This window comes from Pigmentiphaga litoralis (assembly GCF_013408655.1).
Lineage (GTDB): Bacteria > Pseudomonadota > Gammaproteobacteria > Burkholderiales > Burkholderiaceae_B > Pigmentiphaga > Pigmentiphaga litoralis_A.
Window position 1 is genome coordinate 2,694,623 of sequence record NZ_JACCBP010000001.1, and the last position, 17,621, is coordinate 2,712,243.

The 17,621-nt window shown below is 65.6% G+C and carries 13 protein-coding genes and 2 pseudogenes; 12 read left to right on the forward strand and 3 right to left on the reverse strand.

Going from position 1 to position 17,621, the window contains the following annotated elements; translation table 11 throughout:
* On the forward strand, nucleotides 1-1,560 hold the full coding sequence (locus tag HD883_RS12110) for a sulfatase-like hydrolase/transferase (protein ID WP_179585190.1): 1,560 nt from the start codon (nucleotides 1-3) through the stop codon (nucleotides 1,558-1,560).
* A gap of 26 nt (nucleotides 1,561-1,586) precedes the next feature.
* Here HD883_RS12110 and HD883_RS12115 read toward each other — a convergent pair whose 3' ends face one another.
* Nucleotides 1,587-2,489 (reverse strand): LysR family transcriptional regulator, encoded by a 903-nt coding sequence (locus HD883_RS12115; protein ID WP_179585188.1) that lies wholly within the window; start codon nucleotides 2,487-2,489, stop codon nucleotides 1,587-1,589.
* Nucleotides 2,490-2,644: 155 nt separating this feature from the next.
* Here HD883_RS12115 and HD883_RS12120 point away from each other — a divergent pair, with 155 nt between their 5' ends.
* The 11 genes and pseudogenes from HD883_RS12120 (at nucleotide 2,645) to HD883_RS12165 (ending at nucleotide 15,699) form a co-directional block, all read left to right on the forward strand.
* Nucleotides 2,645-3,688: a Bug family tripartite tricarboxylate transporter substrate binding protein gene (locus HD883_RS12120; RefSeq protein WP_179585186.1), complete on the forward strand. Its 1,044-nt coding sequence runs from the start codon at nucleotides 2,645-2,647 to the stop codon at nucleotides 3,686-3,688.
* Between the two features lie 60 nt (nucleotides 3,689-3,748).
* Entirely contained in the window at nucleotides 3,749-4,525 is a 777-nt protein-coding gene (locus tag HD883_RS12125; protein ID WP_179585184.1) for an enoyl-CoA hydratase/isomerase family protein, read from the forward strand.
* A 12-nt stretch (nucleotides 4,526-4,537) separates the two neighbouring features.
* Nucleotides 4,538-5,689: a thiolase C-terminal domain-containing protein gene (locus HD883_RS12130; RefSeq protein WP_257022154.1), complete on the forward strand. Its 1,152-nt coding sequence runs from the start codon at nucleotides 4,538-4,540 to the stop codon at nucleotides 5,687-5,689.
* On the forward strand, nucleotides 5,682-6,092 hold the full coding sequence (locus HD883_RS12135; RefSeq protein ID WP_179585182.1) for a Zn-ribbon domain-containing OB-fold protein: 411 nt from the start codon (nucleotides 5,682-5,684) through the stop codon (nucleotides 6,090-6,092). Before HD883_RS12130 ends, HD883_RS12135 begins: the two co-directional genes overlap by 8 nt.
* Nucleotides 6,092-7,306, forward strand: coding sequence for a CaiB/BaiF CoA transferase family protein (locus tag HD883_RS12140; RefSeq protein WP_179585180.1), 1,215 nt, complete (start codon nucleotides 6,092-6,094; stop codon nucleotides 7,304-7,306). Before HD883_RS12135 ends, HD883_RS12140 begins: the two co-directional genes overlap by 1 nt.
* Before the next feature lie 115 nt (nucleotides 7,307-7,421).
* Nucleotides 7,422-7,799: a carboxymuconolactone decarboxylase family protein gene (locus tag HD883_RS12145; RefSeq protein ID WP_179585178.1), complete on the forward strand. Its 378-nt coding sequence runs from the start codon at nucleotides 7,422-7,424 to the stop codon at nucleotides 7,797-7,799.
* A 5-nt stretch (nucleotides 7,800-7,804) separates the two neighbouring features.
* Nucleotides 7,805-8,731 (forward strand): serine hydrolase domain-containing protein, encoded by a 927-nt coding sequence (locus HD883_RS12150; RefSeq protein WP_179585176.1) that lies wholly within the window; start codon nucleotides 7,805-7,807, stop codon nucleotides 8,729-8,731.
* Between the two features lie 361 nt (nucleotides 8,732-9,092).
* A pseudogene (locus HD883_RS28010) lies at nucleotides 9,093-9,206 on the forward strand (ESPR-type extended signal peptide-containing protein); the annotation flags it as partial.
* A 48-nt stretch (nucleotides 9,207-9,254) separates the two neighbouring features.
* A complete protein-coding gene (locus tag HD883_RS12155; protein ID WP_179582098.1) occupies nucleotides 9,255-14,297 on the forward strand; it encodes an autotransporter outer membrane beta-barrel domain-containing protein in 5,043 nt (1,680 codons plus the stop codon).
* Between the two features lie 160 nt (nucleotides 14,298-14,457).
* Nucleotides 14,458-14,631: pseudogene (locus tag HD883_RS12160) on the forward strand (helix-turn-helix domain-containing protein); the annotation flags it as partial.
* A gap of 36 nt (nucleotides 14,632-14,667) precedes the next feature.
* Nucleotides 14,668-15,699 carry an aromatic ring-hydroxylating dioxygenase subunit alpha gene (locus HD883_RS12165; RefSeq protein WP_179585174.1) on the forward strand — a complete coding sequence of 344 codons (1,032 nt, stop codon included), beginning with the start codon at nucleotides 14,668-14,670 and terminating at the stop codon, nucleotides 15,697-15,699.
* Between the two features lie 67 nt (nucleotides 15,700-15,766).
* Here HD883_RS12165 and HD883_RS12170 read toward each other — a convergent pair whose 3' ends face one another.
* Entirely contained in the window at nucleotides 15,767-16,753 is a 987-nt protein-coding gene (locus HD883_RS12170; protein WP_179585172.1) for a Bug family tripartite tricarboxylate transporter substrate binding protein, read from the reverse strand.
* A gap of 70 nt (nucleotides 16,754-16,823) precedes the next feature.
* Nucleotides 16,824-17,615, reverse strand: coding sequence for an SDR family oxidoreductase (locus HD883_RS12175; RefSeq protein WP_179585170.1), 792 nt, complete (start codon nucleotides 17,613-17,615; stop codon nucleotides 16,824-16,826).
* Nucleotides 17,616-17,621 lie beyond the last annotated feature (6 nt).

Sequence of the window (17,621 nt, forward strand, 5' to 3'; positions counted from 1 at the left end):
ATGACCGTCCAGAACGTCCTCTTCATCATGTGCGACCAGCTCAGGCGTGATCACCTGGGCTGCTACGGGCATCCGTATCTGCGCACGCCCAACATCGACGCGCTGGCGCGGCGCGGCGTCCGCTTCGACAACGCTTTCGTGAACTCGGGGGTGTGCGGACCGTCGCGGATGAGCTACTACACCGGCCGCTATCCCATCACGCACGGGGCGACCTGGAACCGCGTGCCCCTGTCGGTTGGCGAACTGACCATGGGCGACTACCTGCGCGGCCGCGGCATCGACCTGGCGCTGGCCGGCAAGACCCACGTCATGCCCGACGACGAAGGCATGCGCCGCCTGCAACTCGATGGCGGCCACGAACTGGCGCACTTGCTGACCCGCGGCGGCTTTCATGAAGTCGATCGCTACGACGGCCACCACTCGCCCGGCGACGAAAGCGGCTATCCCGCCTTCCTGCGCGCGCAGGGCTATGTGTCGGATGACCCGTGGACCGACTTCGTGATTTCAGGAATTGGACCGGATGGCACGGTCGCCAGCGGCTGGCACATGCGCAACGTGCACCTGCCCGCGCGGGTTCGCGAAGAACATTCCGAAACCGCCTTCATGACCGACCAGGCCATGGACTACATTGCCGGCCAGGGCGACCAGCCCTGGGTGCTTCACCTGAGCTACGTCAAGCCGCACTGGCCCTATATGGCGCCCGCGCCCTATCACGCGATGTATACGCCTGACCAATGCCTGCCGGTCGTGCGCAATGCCGCGGAACGCGTGGATGCCCATCCCGTCGTCGCCGCCTACCGCGAGCACGAAGAAAGCCAGAGCTTTTCCCGGGACGACTGCCAGCGCATCGTCCGGCCCGCCTACCAGGGATTGATCTCGCAGGTCGACACGCACCTGGGCCGCCTGTTCGACGCCATGGAACGCCAGGGCGTCCTCGACAAGACCCTGGTCATCTTTACCGCCGACCACGGCGACCTGCTGGGCGATCACTGGCTGGGCGAAAAGGAACTGTTCTATGACTGCGTGCAGCGCGTGCCGCTGATCGTGGTCGATCCGTCCGCCGCCGCGGACGCGACGCGTGGCACGGCGGACGCCCGCTTTGCCGAAGCCGTCGACATCCTGCCGACGATGCTGGATGCGCTGGGCATGCTGCCGCCCGCGCAGCGCATCGAAGGCCGCAGCTTGCTGGGGCTAACCCGTGGCAGCGCCGACAATTGGCGAGATGCGGCGTTCTCGGAGCTGGACTACAGCTTCCGCGGCGCGCGCCTGAGCCTGGGCAAGTCCGTGACCGACTGCCGTGCGTTTTCGGTGCGGACGGCAAGGTGGCGCTACGTGTATTGGATCGGCGAGCCCGAGCAGTTGTATGACCTGCAGGCGGACCCCGATGAATTCACGGACCTGGGCCGCGACCCAGCCTTCGCATCCGAGCGCGACACGCTGCGCGCGCAACTGATGGACTGGCTGGTGCATCGCCGGCACCGGGATACCGTCAGCGATGCGTTCGTGGAAAGCCGGACCAACACGCACAAGAAGGCAGGGGTGTTCTACGGGCAGTGGTAGTGGCGGGGTGAATCCCGCCACCTTGATCAGCCCCCGCCCTGCTGCCGCCGCAACACATCGATGAACCGCGTCACCGCCGCCGATAGAAACCTGTCCTTGCGTGTCAGCACGCCCAACTCGCGATAGACCGGCGGCGCTTCCATCGGCACGACGGCGAGCTCGGACGCATCCAGCAGGCGCAAGGTCATCCGCGGAATGGCGGTGATGCCAAGACCTGCCGCGACCATCGCGCCGATCAGCGCCAGCGACGACGACTCGTATTTCGGCACGATGGTCTGGCCGGTCTCGGCCAGCACGCGGTCGGTAATGCGCCGCACGCTGGTGCCTTCGCCGCTGGCCAGGAAGGGCCTTTCGGTCAGCCGCGACCAGCTGGCTTTCTTCAGGCGGGCGAAGGGATCGCGCTTGCCGCAGATCAACACGAACTCGTCGCGCAGCAAAGGGGCATAGTCGATGCCGGCCGCATCGTGCGAGGGCGGCGACGACAAGGCGAAGTCGGCGGTGCCGTCGATCAGCAGTGCAAGCGATCGTTCGGCCGGCAGCGAATGCAATCCGATCACCACATGCGGGTGCGACTGTTCGTATTCCGCGATCGCGTGCGGCAGCAGCGCCGCTGCGACCGACGGCAGCGACGCGATCGTGACGCTGCCGCGCTGGCCGGCAACGAACTCCGACAGATCGCTCAGTGAACTGTCGAATTCGGACACGATGCGGCGGGCAATGGGCAACAGTTCCTGCCCGGCGCTGGTCAGGTCCACCCGCCGCGTGTTCCGGTCAAAGAGCCGCACCCCAAGCTTGCCTTCCAGGGTCTTGATCGTGCGCGTGAGCGCGGGCTGCGACACGTGCAGCTGTTCTGACGCAATACGAAAGTTCTTCACGTCGGCGATGTGAAGAAACGCCTCGAGTTCATGGACCGTCAATCTGGCACGCATGCCTGCCTCCGGTTGCCGTTCCCGGCAATAACGAAACCTGATCAAAGCAATCAGACAATTGTATTTCTCTAATCATTCGGCGGCTCGCATACTCGCTCCACGCCTGCGAGACGACAGGCACGGGCCCCAGGCCACACAGAATATTGGAGACGACGATGACGTTGCTGGTCCGCAAGGCGCTTGCCCCCGGATGGCGGGTGCCGCTGTTCCTGTCCTTGATGAAACGTACCCTGACCGCGGGCATGGCAGCCGGCGTGCTGGCCAGCGCCCTGCTGCCCGCCACGGCCTTCGCTGCCGCTGCCGACGACGCGTTTCCGCGTCAGTCGATCAAGCTGGTCCTGCCCTTCCCGCCAGGCAGCGGCACGGACGGCACCGCGCGGGTCATGGGCAACGAGATTGCCGCGGCAATCGGCCAGCCGGTGGTGATCGAGAACAAGGCGGGCGCAAATGGCTTCCTGGCCGCGGAGGCCGTGGCCAAGGCCGACCCGGACGGCTACACGCTGCTGTTCACCAGCAACACGCACATCGCCAACAAGTATCTGTTCAAAAAGCTGCCCTACGACCCGATCCAGGATTTCAAGAGCGTGTCGCTGCTCAAGGAAGCGCCGCTGGTGGTGGTCGTTGGCGCCAACTCGTCGTTCAAGACCCTGGCGGACCTGACGCAGAAGGTCAAGGCCGAGCCCGGCCGCGTGTCCTTTGCCAGCGGCAATTCGTCATCGCGCGTGGCGGCCGAACTGTATAGCCAGTCGATCGGCAGCCCGATGCTGTATGTGCCGTACAAGGGCAACCCGGCGGCCATTACGGACCTGCTGGGGGGACGGGTCGATGTCATGTTCTCGGACACGACATCGGTCATGTCGTCGATCAAGTCGGGACGGCTGCGCGCGTTGGCAGTGACCAGCCAGACGCGCCTCAATGGCCTGAAGGAGGTGCCGACGACCGTGGAACTGGGGCTGCCGCAGGTGATCCTGGGATCGTGGCTGGCCGTGCTGGCCCCCGCGCGCACGCCCGACGCCCTGGTCGCGAAACTCAATGCCATCTTCCTTGCCGCGCTCCATACCGACAGTGTGCTGAAGAACTTCGTGGCCAATGACTCGGAACCTAAGGGCAGCACGCCGGCGGAGCTGGATCGTTTCATGAACGCTGAGGCGACCAAGTGGAGCGACATCATCACCAAGGCGGGCATCCAGCCCGAATGAACCTCTGGCCGGATCCGGTCCGCCAGGACCGGTGGCCGCCCCTTCCCTACGCGAGCTTCCATGTCCATCGACCTGCACAAACGCGACGACGGCGTCGCCCTCATCACCATCAATCGACCCGAAACGCTCAATGCCTTCGATGCCGAGCATTACGCGCATCTGGCCGCCGCGTGGGCCGAGACCCGGGATGATGCGTCGGTCCGCGCCATCGTCATCACGGGCGCCGGCAACAAGTCCTTCAGCACCGGCGCCGACCTGAAGACCTTCATCGGCAATCCGCCTGCGCTCTCGGAGTTCTGGCAGACGCAAAAAGGGATGCTGCTCAATCGCGGACTGGAGATGTGGAAGCCGGTCGTTGCGGCTGTCAACGGCTATTGCCTGGGCGGCGGCATGACCCTGCTGCTGGCCACCGACATCCGCATCGCGGCGCCCCATGCCACCTTCGGGCTGTCGGAGGTCAAGCGCGGCGTGATCGCGGCCAACGGCGGCACGCAGCGCATCATGGAACAGCTGCCCCGTGCGATCGCCATGGAAGTGCTGCTGACCGGCGACCGCTTCGATGCCGAGACGGCGGCCCGCTGGGGACTGGTCAACCGCGTGGTGCCGGCCGACGACCTGGTGGCGACCGCCTGCGAGTACGCCGAGCGGATCGCCCGCAATGCGCCGCTGGCAGTCCAGGCGGCCAAGGAACTGGCGCTGCGGTCGCGCGACATGTCGCTGGCCGAAGGGCTGCGCATGGAACAACTGGTCAACCGCATGCTGGCGGCGACCGGCGACGCCAAGGAAGGCCGCGCCGCGTTCAAGGAAAAGCGTGATCCCGTATTCACTGCCAGCTGAGGACGCCACGTCATGCATGCATCCTCCGCAATGCGCGAAAAATATGTGATTGCCGGCATCGGCCACACGGCGTTCGGCAAGCTGCCGGGCCGCAGCACCCTGAGCCTGAACACCGAGGCATGCCGCGGCGCCCTGGCCGATGCCGGGATAGGCAAGGACGCGATCGATGCGGTCTTCGTCAAGGTGCCGACCTCGGCACGTGAGTTCATGTACGGCCAGAAGCTGGCGGAAGCGCTAGGTTTGCGGCCCCGGCTGGGCGGCGCGTGGGACCAGGGCGGCGCGGCCAACGTGGCGCTGATTGCCCACGCCATCGGCGCCATCGAAACCGGCCAGTGCGACGCCGCGCTGATCTGCTATGCCGATACGCCGCGGTCCGGCAATCGCCAGGTCTATGCGCGGCCACGCGGCGATGACGCCGTGTACGGATGGTTTTCGACGGCCGCCGGGTACGCCATGATCCTGAGACGTCACATGATCGAGTACGGCACGCGCCCTGAAGACCTGGCTGCCATTGCGATGGCAAGCCGCCGGCATGGCGCGGCCAATCCGAATGCGCAGTTGCGCATCCCCTTGTCGCTGGATCAGTACCTGGCGTCACCGCAGCAGCTCGAGCCGCTGCGCCGCGATGATTGCTGCCTGGTATCCGACGGCGGCGCCGCGATCGTCGTGATGCGCGCCGACCAAGCCCGTTCGCTGGGGGTGCCCCACCCCGTGCCCATTCTGGGCATCGGCCAGGGACAGACCTCGGGCGAACTGGCAACCCGCAGCACACTGACGACGACCGAAGCCGTCGCGGCATCGTCACGCGCCTTTGCGATGGCGGGGCTGGCGCCCAAGGACATCGACGTGGTGCAGATCTATGACTGCTTCACCATCGCGGCGCTCATGACCCTGGAAGACTATGGCTTCTGTCCCAAGGGCCAGTTCGGGGCATGGGCGGCGGGCGGCCGGCTGGAGATCGATGGCGACCTGCCCATGAATACCAGCGGCGGCCTGCTCTCCGAAACCGGCATGCCCGGCCTGCAACTCATCATTGAAGGCGTGCGCCAGATGCGGGGCAGCGCCAACCTGCAAGTGGCAGATGCGCGCAACTGCCTGATCAGCAACCAGGGCGGCACGATGCACACGCACGGCACGCTTATCCTCGGGAACATGCATGGCTGACTTTCCCCAACCCGACATCACCGACACCAATCGCCCGTTCTGGGAAGGGCTGGACGCCGGCCGCCTGCTCTTCCAGCAATGCGACCAGGGCCACCGCTGGCTGCCTGCCCGCGACTTCTGCCCCGACTGCCTGTCCTCGACCTTCGAATTCGTTCCGGCCAGCGGCCTCGCCCGTGTCCTGAGCTGGGTGGTGTACCGCACCGCGTTCAATGATGCCTTCAAGGACCGCCTGCCCTACAACGTCGCGTTGGTGGAACTGGAAGAAGGCCCACGCATGATGACCAATGTGCTGTGCGCCCCGGACGCGCTTGCGGCAGACCTTCCGGTCGAGCTGGTGATCCAGAAGGAAGACACGTGCAGCGTTGCCCGGTTCCAGCCGGCCGGCCGCAAGGCGGAGGCATGATGACCGGGACCCTTGCCACGCCGGCGCTTCCGTTCACGGGCATGCTCGTGCTGGACCTGACGCAGATCTATAACGGACCCTATGCGACCTTCCTGATGGCGCGCGCCGGCGCCACCGTGATCAAGATCGAGCCGCCCGGCGGCGAACACCTGCGCAAGCGCGGCGATGGATTGCGCGATGCCGTCACCGTGCCGTTCGCCATGCTCAACGCCAACAAGCAGTCGATGTGCCTGGACCTCAAGAACCCGGCTGCACGAGACGTCTTCCTGTCTCTGGTGGACAAGGCCGACGTCGTGATCGAAAACTACACGCCCGCGGTCATGGATAGCCTCGGCCTGGGCGCCAAGGTCTTGCGGGAACGCAATCCCCGGCTGATCTATGCCGCCAGTTCGGGGTACGGATCGACCGGCCCGTATAGCGACTACCCGGCCATGGACCTGGCGGTGCAGGCCATGGCGGGGGTCATCGGCATCACGGGCTTTGCCGACGGCCCGCCGGTCAAGGCCGGCCCGGCCGTGTGTGACTTCATGGCGGGCGTGCATCTATACGGCGCGGTGGCGACGGCCCTGCTGCATCGCGAACGGACGGGTCAAGGGGGCTGCGTGGAAGTCTCGATGATGGAAGCCATCTACGCGTCCCTGGCGTCCAACCTGGGCGGACACGCGGCGCAAGACCGCAGCGTCCAGCGCACCGGCAATCACCACGGCGGCATGGCCCTGGCGCCCTATAACGTCTATCCGGTCGCCGACGGGTACGTGGCCATCATCACGAGCAACGACAAGCATTGGGATGCGCTGGTCCGGGCGCTGGGCATTGAAGCGTTGGCGGCACGCCCCGAGTTTGCGACCCGCGAGCAACGCGCCGCGAACATGACGGCCCTGGATGACGCCATCGGCGACATCACGCGCGGCTACACCCGCGACGCCCTGGTCGCACACCTGCGGTCGCATCGGGCACCCTGCGCGCCGGTCCAGGAACTCGATGACGTCGTCAACGATCCGCACTTGCACGCGCGCGGCGCGCTGCGCCACATCGACCATCCGTCCTTCGGGTCCATCGTCGTGCCGGAATCCCCGCTGCGTTTCGCGGATCTGCCGGCGGCGCCCTATGTGCCCAGCGTCCCGCTGGACCACGATGCACGCGACATCCTGACGGGCATCCTGGGGATGTCGCCCACCCGTGCCGACGACGTATTGAGCGAGCTGGCCCGCTGAAGGCTCCCGGGCACGCAACTCGCTCCGGATCCCGAGTCCGTGTAAGTTATGGCGTGCGCGCCCGCCCGAGCGGGCGGCGCGCCATTCCGCCTACACCGACATCAAGGAGATCCCCATGAACGAACCCCTTTTCGAAGATGGCCTGAAGACCCGCCGCGAAGTGCTGGGCTCGGAATACGTCGACAACTCGCTCAAGAATGCCGGCGAGTTCGACATGCCGATGCAGGAGCTTGTCACCCAGTACTGCTGGGGCGACATCTGGAACCGTCCGGGGCTCGATCGCCGCACGCGCAGCCTGCTGAACCTGGCCATGTTGACGGCGCTCAATCGCCCGCATGAACTGAAGGTGCATGTGCGGGGCGCACTGACCAATGGCGTGACCAAGGAAGAGATCACCGAGGTGTTCCTGCAGGCGGCGGTGTACTGCGGCGTGCCGGCCGGTGTCGACAGCTTCCGCACCGCCAAGGAAGTGTTCAAGGACATGGGTGTCTGACTGGGATGGAGGCCGCACTGAAAGACACCCCGGGCATACGTGGATGCGTGGTGTGGCGCCAGGGCAGCATCGTGCTGGAGCACTACCGGCACGACATTGAACCGCACGCGCTCCAGCCGCTCAACTCGATCACCAAGAGCGCGCTGGGCGTTCTGATCGGCATCGCCCTGCAACGGGGCGACATCGACCACGTTGATCAGACGCTGACGGAACTGTTGCCCGAAGCCCGCGCCAGCGAACGCCGGGCCCTCCCGCCGATCCGGCTGGGGCATCTGCTGACCATGACCTCCGGTTATGAATGGGATGAGCGCAATGTCGACGCCTGCCTGCTGCATGCCTGCGACCATTTTGGCGACGGTGGGCGGCTCGGGTTCATCGTGGGCCGGCCCCGCGCGCACCCGCCGGGCGCCCGTTTCGAGTACGACTCCCACGCGGCGCACCTGGTGTCGATCCTGCTGACCCGGGCGACCGGGCAGTCGACCGATGCCTATGCCCGGGACCACCTGTTCGCCCCGCTGGGCATTGCCGACAGCGATTGGGAAAAAGACGAAAGCGGTGTCGCCATGGGCGGCCGCGGCCTGATGCTGTCCACGCGCGATCTGCTCAAGATCGGGCAGCTGATGCTGCAGCAAGGCGAATGGGAGGGCCGGCGCCTGCTTCCCGCCAGCTACGTCCAGGCAAGCATCCGCCCCCACGCCGCGGGCGGTCCCCCGGTGGGCGATGCGGGCTACGGGTACCTGTGGTGGGTCACGGAAGAAGCGCCCGGCGACGACACCTTCTTTGCGTCGGGCTTCGGCGAGCAGTTGCTGCTGGTCAATCCGCGCCGGCAATTGATTGCGGCGTTCACCTCCGACAACACCAAAGCCAACAAGCACGTTCGCGATCTGTGGCGGCGCCATGTTGCCGGATCCGCAACTGAAAGCTGTCGCTAATTCGCGAATACCGCAGGTTTCGCAGTATCGACTTGCACCTCATGCGGTTGAGCCGAGGATGAGCCTCGTAGCACCAAAGCTGTAGTCCTTGGGTCGAATCCACTGCCACCAACTAATCCACTTTGAAAAAAGGGTGGCAAACGCCAGCGCGTCTTTGCAAAAAGACGCGCTTTTTTACACGCGACCATACGATTCCCGCATCGCCCGATGACAAAGCGGCGTCGTGTCATCTCTTGTATGTAGATCGAATCGGTAATTGGCCTGAACGAGGTTAACGCCAATGATGCCAGCCAACCCCGCTGCGTCTCGATGGTGTACGTCAAGCGGAACTTCAGATCCCGCAGGCTAATCAGGTCCCCAAATGAATCAGCTACACAGAGTTCTCTGGAATACCGCTCGACAGCAATACGTTGTCGCTTCGGAAGTCACCCGTGGCCAAAGCAAGTCTTCTTCCACGTCGCGAGCCAGCGCCGCCGCCAGCGTCGGCACCACGCACCGCGTGCTGAGGACAGCCCTGAGCGGATTGACACGAACTCTGGTGGTAGCCGGCGTGTGCGCACCGGGATTAGTCCTTGCATCGACGTGCGCCACGGGCACTACCGCGGCAGGCGCACCCATTGCCGGTGCATGTGCGGTCGCCCCGTACAACCCGCCCGCCAGCAACAATGGCGTCGGCAGCGCGGTGGTCAATAACGGCGAGACGGTCACCCTGCAAGGCGCGGGCACCTACGGATCGGGCTGGACCGGCCACTCGCAGGTTCCTGCCAGCACACTGAATGTTGTGTCTGGCAACTTTGCGGCCAATGAACTGGTGACAGGCGCGCAGACCAACGCCGTCGCACAGCGCAACCCGGCCACCGGCACCAACGTGGTCTTCCAGACCTTTGATTCCAAGTCGTTCTTTGACCGCAACAGCAGCGACAAGATCTACGACCAGTTCACCGATGTGAAGGGTGACCAGTACATCAACGCGTCGCTGGGCAAGGTCGACCCGACCGGCGGCACGCTGAACGTGAACCTGGGCGCAACGCCAGCGGCAGCGCCGGCAACCAACCCGATTTTCATGACGTCGAAGCAGACCTACCTGACGTCCGCCATCGGCACCGGCACGGCCAACAGCACGGTGGTCTGGAACTCGCGCAATGCCATCAACCTGGGCATCGACCCGGGCCTGCCGACGCCGTTCGCCAATGGCAATCTGCTGGTCGAGATCCCCGTCACGACCTATGCCGGCACCGTGTCTTTCAACGGCGTGAACTACAACGTCACCAACGCCCAGCAGCTGGCAGCCTACAACGACGTGCTGGTTGCGGCGGTCGCCAATGGCACCCTGACCTCGCAGCAGGCGTACAACGAGTCCTTCACCAAGGCGTTTTCGACCCGTCTGGAACCCGTCGTCTACAAGACCAATACGACTGACGGCGACTTCACGCGCATTCCGAATGGCGACCGCTACGCCGTGCTGGCGCAAGGCACGCGCGGTTCCGCGACCATCGCGTCGGGCGCGCAGATCGATATCGAACGCGCTTCGGGCGCGGTCAAGGCCGCCAATGGCGCCACCGTCACCAACAACGGCACGCTGTCGGGCAATGTGGTGCAGCAAGTGGTCCGCGTCGAAAGCGGCTCGCGCTTCACCAACAGCGCCACCGGCGTCGTGTCGTCGGGCTTCCTGTCGGGCGACAAGCTCAACACGGCCACCGCCACCCCCTTCTATTACACGGGCTCGGGCATCACCGCCACCGACGCGGGTTCGACCGTGCAGAACAGCGGCGTGATCAACACCGCCGGCTTTGCGTTCCTGAACAACACGTCGACCGGCATGTCGCTGGGCAACGGCGCAGCCGGCAACAACAACGGCAACATCAACGTTGGCGTGAATCCCGACTTCGTCACCACCGTGGTCGGCGTCGATGTCTACGGCGGCAGCACCTTCACCAATGCCGCCAACGGCACGATCTACATCGGCCGCGCAGCGCAGTATTCGCTGGCCGATCCGTCGGTGGACGTCAGCACCAATGCGCCGTCGTACGGCGTGCGCATCAACAACTTCGGTGACTCCGCCACCAACGCGGGCCGCATCGTCATCGGGTCCAAGTCGCAGAACGCCGTCGCCATGTACTCGACCGCGCCGCAAAGTTCGCTGCTGCTGAACACCGGCACGATCGACATCAACGGCGCGGCCAGCGGCACGCCCCTGGCCAACATCGGTATCCTTGCCGACGACAACGGCGCCGCGGGCACGGGCGCCATTGCCCGCAACGCCGGCACGATCAACGTCAACGGCATCAACGGCGTCGGTATCAAGGTCAACGCCAATCCCGGTTCGCAAGCCAACGCCGAATCGACCGGCGTCATCAACGTCAACGGCAATGCCGATCCGGCCAGCGGCACCCGCAACTTTGGCGTCTGGGTCGATGGCCCCGGCGCAGTGGCGAATGTCAGCGGTGCCATCAACCTGTCGGGCAAGGGCGCCATCGGCGCCTTCGCCCAGGACGGCGGCACCATCAATATCGCAGCAGGCGCGGATCCCAAGTTCCTGGCGGGCTCGGACCAGATCGGGTACTTCGCATCGGGTGCGAATTCGAAGATCAACGTGGCCGCGACCACCATGGCCGTCAACACGGATCGCTCGACCCTGTTCCGCGTGGCGGACGGCGCCAGCTACACCGGCTCGTCGGCCGGCGGCGCACTGAACGTGACGGTGTCGGGCCAGGACGCCCGCGGTGTCGTGGCAACCGGCGTGGGCACCACCCTGTCGACCGGCGCGTCGACCTATAACGTGACCGGCTCGGCCGGCACGGGCGGCGGCGCCGTGGCCATCTCGACGGAAGGCGGCGCGACCGGCACGATCGACGCCGGCACGACCATCAACCTGAACGCGCCGGGCTCGATCGCCGGTGTCGTGAACGGCCAGCAGCGCAACCTGACCGGCGCGGTCGTCGGCAACCTGCTGACCACATCGTTGACCAACAACGCCGCGATCCGCTCGGCCACGGCCAACACCACCGGCTTCGTGGCCAGCAATGGCGGCACGCTGACCAACACCAATACGGTGGACCTGACCGGCCTGCGTTCGAACGGCGTAATCGTCGGCGCGCAAGGCACCGTGCGCAACTCGGGCACGATCTCGGTGGCCAACGGCAACGGCGCACTGGTGCAAGGCGCCAGCGCCAGCCTGATCAACGACGGCACCATCCAGGCCAATGACGGCATGGCCGCCGTGCACCTGACCGGCACTGGCGCATCCGTGGCCTTCGCTGGCAATGGCCTGATCACCGCGGGCGGCACCGCCAACGGCATCCTGCTCGACAGCACCGCCATCGGTGGCTCCGTGACCGGCACCGCCGGCCGTATCGTCACCAACGGTTCCGGCGCGGCCCTGAACAACCAGGCTGCCGGCGCCAGCATCGACCTGACCAACACTACCGTAACCGCCAACGGCACGGGCGCGGCGGGCATCGGTTCCTTCGGCGTCAACGGCGACATCGACGTCCGGGGCGGCGCAGTCACGGCCAACGGCACCAACGGCATCGGCATCTATGTTGGCGGCCGGGGCAACCTGAACACTACCAACACGGCCATCACCACGACCGGCGCCGGTTCGCGCGGCGTCGTGATCGACAGCGGCGCGGTGGGCATCCTCAACGGCGGCACCATTTCCGCCAGCGGTGCGAATTCCACCGCGCTGTATGTGATGGGCCCGACCGGCTCGGCCACGCTGACCGGCACGACCCTGACCAGCGCCCTGGGCGCAGGCGCCACGTCCAACGCGGGCGGCACTTTCACGCTGAATGGCGCGACAGTCAGCGGCGGCAGCAGCGCCATCGCCATCACCGACACCACCATGAGCAGCGACCTGTCGACGGTCAACGTCAATGGCGGTTCGCTGGCCGCGACGGCCGGCAGCACGATCGACGTCAACGGCGCCCGCGCCGCGATTGCGATCGCCAACAATGCCTCGTTGACATCGTCAACCGGTACGCTGCTGAACCTGCGCAACGCCTCGCGCGCCACCGTGAACGTGGACAACACCCGCCTGACCGGCAACCTGCTGGGCGATGCCACCAGCACGGGCGCGGTCACGCTGCGTAACGGCAGTGCACTGACGGGCTATGTCGACACGATGGGTCTGGCGATCGACGGCACCAGCGCCTGGAACGTGACCGCGAATTCGCGTCTGACGTCCTTGAGCAACGGCAATGTGATCACCTTCGTAGCGCCGACCGGCCCGGCCACAGCGGCCAGCAGCTACAAGACCATCACCACCAACAGCTACGTCGGCAACAACGCCACGCTGGCGATCAACACCTTCCTGGGCGCCGACAACTCGCCCACCGACAAGGTCGTGATCGCAGGCGGCACCGCCACCGGCACCACCGCCCTGCGCGTCAACAACACCGGCGGCCTGGGCGCCAAAACGGCCGGCGACGGGATCAACGTGGTGGCAGTGACTGGCGGCGGCACCACGGCCGCCAACGCGTTCCGCCTGACCGGCGGCCCGCTGCTGGCCGGCGCGTACGAGTACCAGCTGTATCGCGGCGGCGCGGCCAGCGCCGACAACTACTACCTGCGCTCGACGCTGGGTGATGGCTCGGACAGCTACCGTCCGGCCGTGCCGGGCTACACGCTGACCCCGGCGCTGAACCTGGACCAGGGCTTTGCCATGCTGGGCCGCCTGCACGAACGGGTGGGTGACGTCGCAAGCACCGAAGTCAATCAGAAGACCAACAAGCATGGCATCTGGGGGCGCATCGTCGGTTCGAATCTGCGCGCCGACTCGGGCCGCTTCCGCGCCAACCAGGACACCTACTTCGCACAATTCGGCAAGGACTTCACCTTGTCGCAAGACCCCGAAGGCGGCAGCACGCACGCTGGCGCAACGGCAACGCTGGGTACCGCGGATGCACGCTTCCGCGACGAGTTCCGCAGCCTGAACTCGACGCTGGGCAACGACACCGGCAAGGTGAGCACGCAGATGCAAAGCGTCGGCGGCTACTTCACGAAGTACCTGAAGGACCGCAGCTATTCGGATACCGTGGCGCAAGTCACGCACTACCGGAACAAGTACGGCGACATCTACGGCACGGGCGCAACGCAGAACGGCTGGGGCCTGGCGCTGTCGCAAGAAGTCGGCAAGCCCTTCCCGATCGCCAACGGTGCGTTCTCGATCGAACCGCAGGCGCAGCTGGTCTATCAGCACCTGAACCTGGGTGATTTCAACGACGGCATCTCGAACGTCTCGGGCACCACCGACAACGCCGTCCGCGGCCGCCTGGGTGTCCGTCTGTTCAAGCCGACCCTGGAAGACGTGGGCCGCACCGGCTCCGCCACGCCCTACGTGACCGTGGACGTGCTGCACGACTTCGTGCAGGCCCGCCGCGTCAACGTCGGCGCCACCAGCATCCGTCCTGACCTGGGCCGGACCTGGGGTGAACTCGGTGTCGGCTTCAGCTCGAGCAACACCACGGGCGCCCAGTTGTACGCCGTGGCCAAGGTGCAGAAGAATATCGGCGGCGAAGAGCGCCGCGGCGTGTTCGGGCAGCTAGGCTATCGCTACAGCTGGTAATCCGCAGGACGCGTCGCGCGCCGTTTGGGCGCGACGCAGAGGACGCGACATGATGACGGGGCATTGCGGAGGGGATCCGCAATGCCCCGTTTTTCGTGGGGAGTCGGAAACCGCCCTAACTCGCCCAGCGCGATCCGCGTATCACGCTGCAGAAGTTGCCGACGCACCCGAACAGGTGGCCGCCAAATGGGGATTTGCGAATGCGGACACCCTGCGGCGAGCGTTTGCAAAGCACGTGGGCCTGACACCTGCGGAGTACCGGAAGCGTCATGGCATTTCCGTTATGGACTCTATGCCGGCACACACCGCATCCCTGGGGCGCGGTCCCTTATAGACTGGCGGCATCCCGCCGGTCTCTCAAGGAAACGCCATGCTCGTCACCCAACAACCCGTCCTGCGACGTTTCTGGTACGCCGTCATGCCGGTCAGCCTGCTGGACGACGGGCCCAAGCCGTTCACTTTGCTGGGTGAAAAGATCGTCATCTGGAAGTCGAGCACCGGTGAGCTGTCCTGTCTGAAGGACCGGTGTTGCCATCGCACCGCCAGGCTGTCGCTGGGGTTTGTTGAGAATGACAACATTGTGTGCGGCTATCACGGCTGGACCTTCGATGGCACCGGCGCCTGTGTGCGGATTCCGCAACGGCCGGGCGAACCGATCTCGCCCAAGACCTGCGTGCCGTCCTACCGCGTGGCCGAAAAGTACGGCTACGTGTGGGTGGCGCTGGACGATCCGCTGACCGACATCCCGCACATTGCGGCGCATGAACGCCCCGGCTTCCGCCTGGTGCCCGAGTTCTACGAGTCCTGGAAAATCGGCGCGCTGCGCCTGATGGAAAATTCGTTCGACTGGGCGCACGTGGCGTACGTGCATCGCGGCACCTTTGGCAGCGAGTCGCGGCCCGAGGTGGAAAACCGCGAGGTCGTGCCGAACGACTATGGCTTCGTGACCACCACTGCGATTCCCGTGGTGGTGAGCGAAGAGGCGCAGAAAGCGGTCGGCACGACGGACACGGAAAGCGTGCGTCACATCGAAGCGACCTGGTTCATGCCCTTTGCGCGCAGCCTGGCGATCCGCTACCCCCACGGCCTGGAGCAGACGCTGATCACCTGCGCCACGCCCATGGACGACGACACCTGCATGATCTGCCAATGGGTCTATCGCAACGACACCGAGGAACAGGTCAGCGCAGCGGACGTGATTGCCTTCGACCGGGCCGTGACGGCGGAAGACAAGCTCATCCTGGAAAGCTGCGATGCGGACGTGCCCTTGTCCACGCAGGACGGCGAAGAGATGCATATGCCGTCCGATCGTCCTGGCATTGTGATGCGACGCATGCTGGGCAAGCTGCTGAAGGAACACGGCCAGAGCGAGCAGCGGCGACAGGAAATCAAGGTCGCCTGAGGGCCGGCTCGGCGGGCATTGGCTGACGCCGCCCGCTTGCCGGCCACGGGAATGACGGCGCGACGCCTTATGGCGCGACTTCGATTTTCGCTTCCTTGACGACCGCCTTCCACTTGTTGAGATCATCAACCAGATAGGTCTTGAAGAAAGCGCCGTCACGCACGCGTGTCTCGAAGTACAGGCTGTCGAGCTTGGCCTTGACGTCAGGGGCGTTCATCGCGTCGGTGACTGCGGTCTGGAGGCGGGCCACCACGTCGGGGGGCGTACCGGCGGGCGCCAGCAGGCCGAACCAGACCTCGGCATCAAAATTGGTGAAGCCGGCCTCGGCCATGGTCTGCACCTGTTTATCGCCCGAAAAGCGCGCCGACGACGCCACCGCCAGGATCTTGATCTGCCCGGACTGCGCATAAGGCATCAGGTTGCTGATGGCATTGAACATGATCGGCACCTGCCCGCTGATCCCATCGACAACCGCCAGGCTGCATCCCTTGTAGGCGATGTGCACCAGCGGAATGTTGGCCTGGTTTTTCAGCATTTCGCCCGCCAGGTGCTGCGCGGTGCCCGCGCCACACGACGAATACCCGAAGGTCCTGGACGGTGATGCCTTCACGATCTTGACCAGGTCGGCCACGGTGTTGGCCGGGATCGACGGGTGCACCGCCAGCGCGATCGGAATCGCGCCCAGCAGCGCGATGGGCGCGAAGTCGCGCTCGGCGTCATAGGGCACGGGCTGCGTGGCCGGATTGGTCACCAGCACATTGTTGCCGAGCAGCAGCGTGTGGCCGTCCGGTTTTGCACGCGCCACGAATGACGCGCCAATGTTGCCGGCCGCGCCCGCCCGGTTTTCCACGATCACAGGTTTGCCCAGGGTGGCCGACAGCTTGGGCGCGATCAGGCGGGCGACCAGGTCGGACGTGCCGCCCGCAGCAAAGGGGCTCACGATCGAAATCGGGCGGGTCGGGTACTCGGTCTGGGCAAATGCCGCAGGGGAAACGGCGCCGCCTGCGCAGAGCGCGGCGCCCAGCCAGATCCGAAGGGAATGACGAACGTTCATGGGGTCTCCTCACATCGTTTTTTTTGTCAGTACACCCCCAATCATTGCCCCCTGCGCGGCCCGGGACTACCTAGGGCAAACGCGGCGTCGGCCGTTTCTGGGTCTGGAATTCGCCCAGGTAGTTGCTGTTCAGGGTCGGGCTCATCAGTATTTCGTTGATGCAGACGCGGGGCGGCAAGCCGCAGATATAGCGCGTCATGTCGGCCACATCCTGAGGCTTCAGCATGGCGGCCCGCACCTCGGCCGTGGGCGGCGGCACACGCTTGTTGAGCAGCGGCGTGTCGATGCCCGCGGGCGAGATCGACGTGGCCCGGACGCCATGCACGCACTCTTCCATGTTGATCGTCTCGGTCAGCGCCAGCACGGCGCGTTTGGTCGACGCATACGAGGGCCCCGCGAAGTAGGCGGCGTAGCGGCCCGTCCACGACGAAATGTTGACGATGACACCTTCCTTGCGTTCGCGCATGCCCTTCAACGTGGCCTGGCAGGTGTAGAAGGTGCCCGACAGATTGACGTCCACCGTGTTCTTCCACTCTTCCAGCGACAGGTCCTTGAAGTGCCGCTTGGTGGGGTTGACCCCGGCGGAATTGACCAGGATGTCGACGTGCCCGAGCCGATCATTCAGCGCGTCAGCCGCGGCGTAGATGCTGTCCGGCTGGCTGATGTCCAGGGCCAGCGCTTCGGCCTGGTCCGCGGTGCCGGCCTGCGCGGCGGCCTGCGCCAAGGCATCGGCGTTGCGGCCGGACAGCACCACGTAGGCGCCGGCGCGCACCAGTTCCTGCGCAATGGCCAGGCCCACTGCGCCGTACGCGCCGTGGACCCACGCCACCTTGCCTGCCAATTCCGTTGTCGATGCGTGCATGTGTTG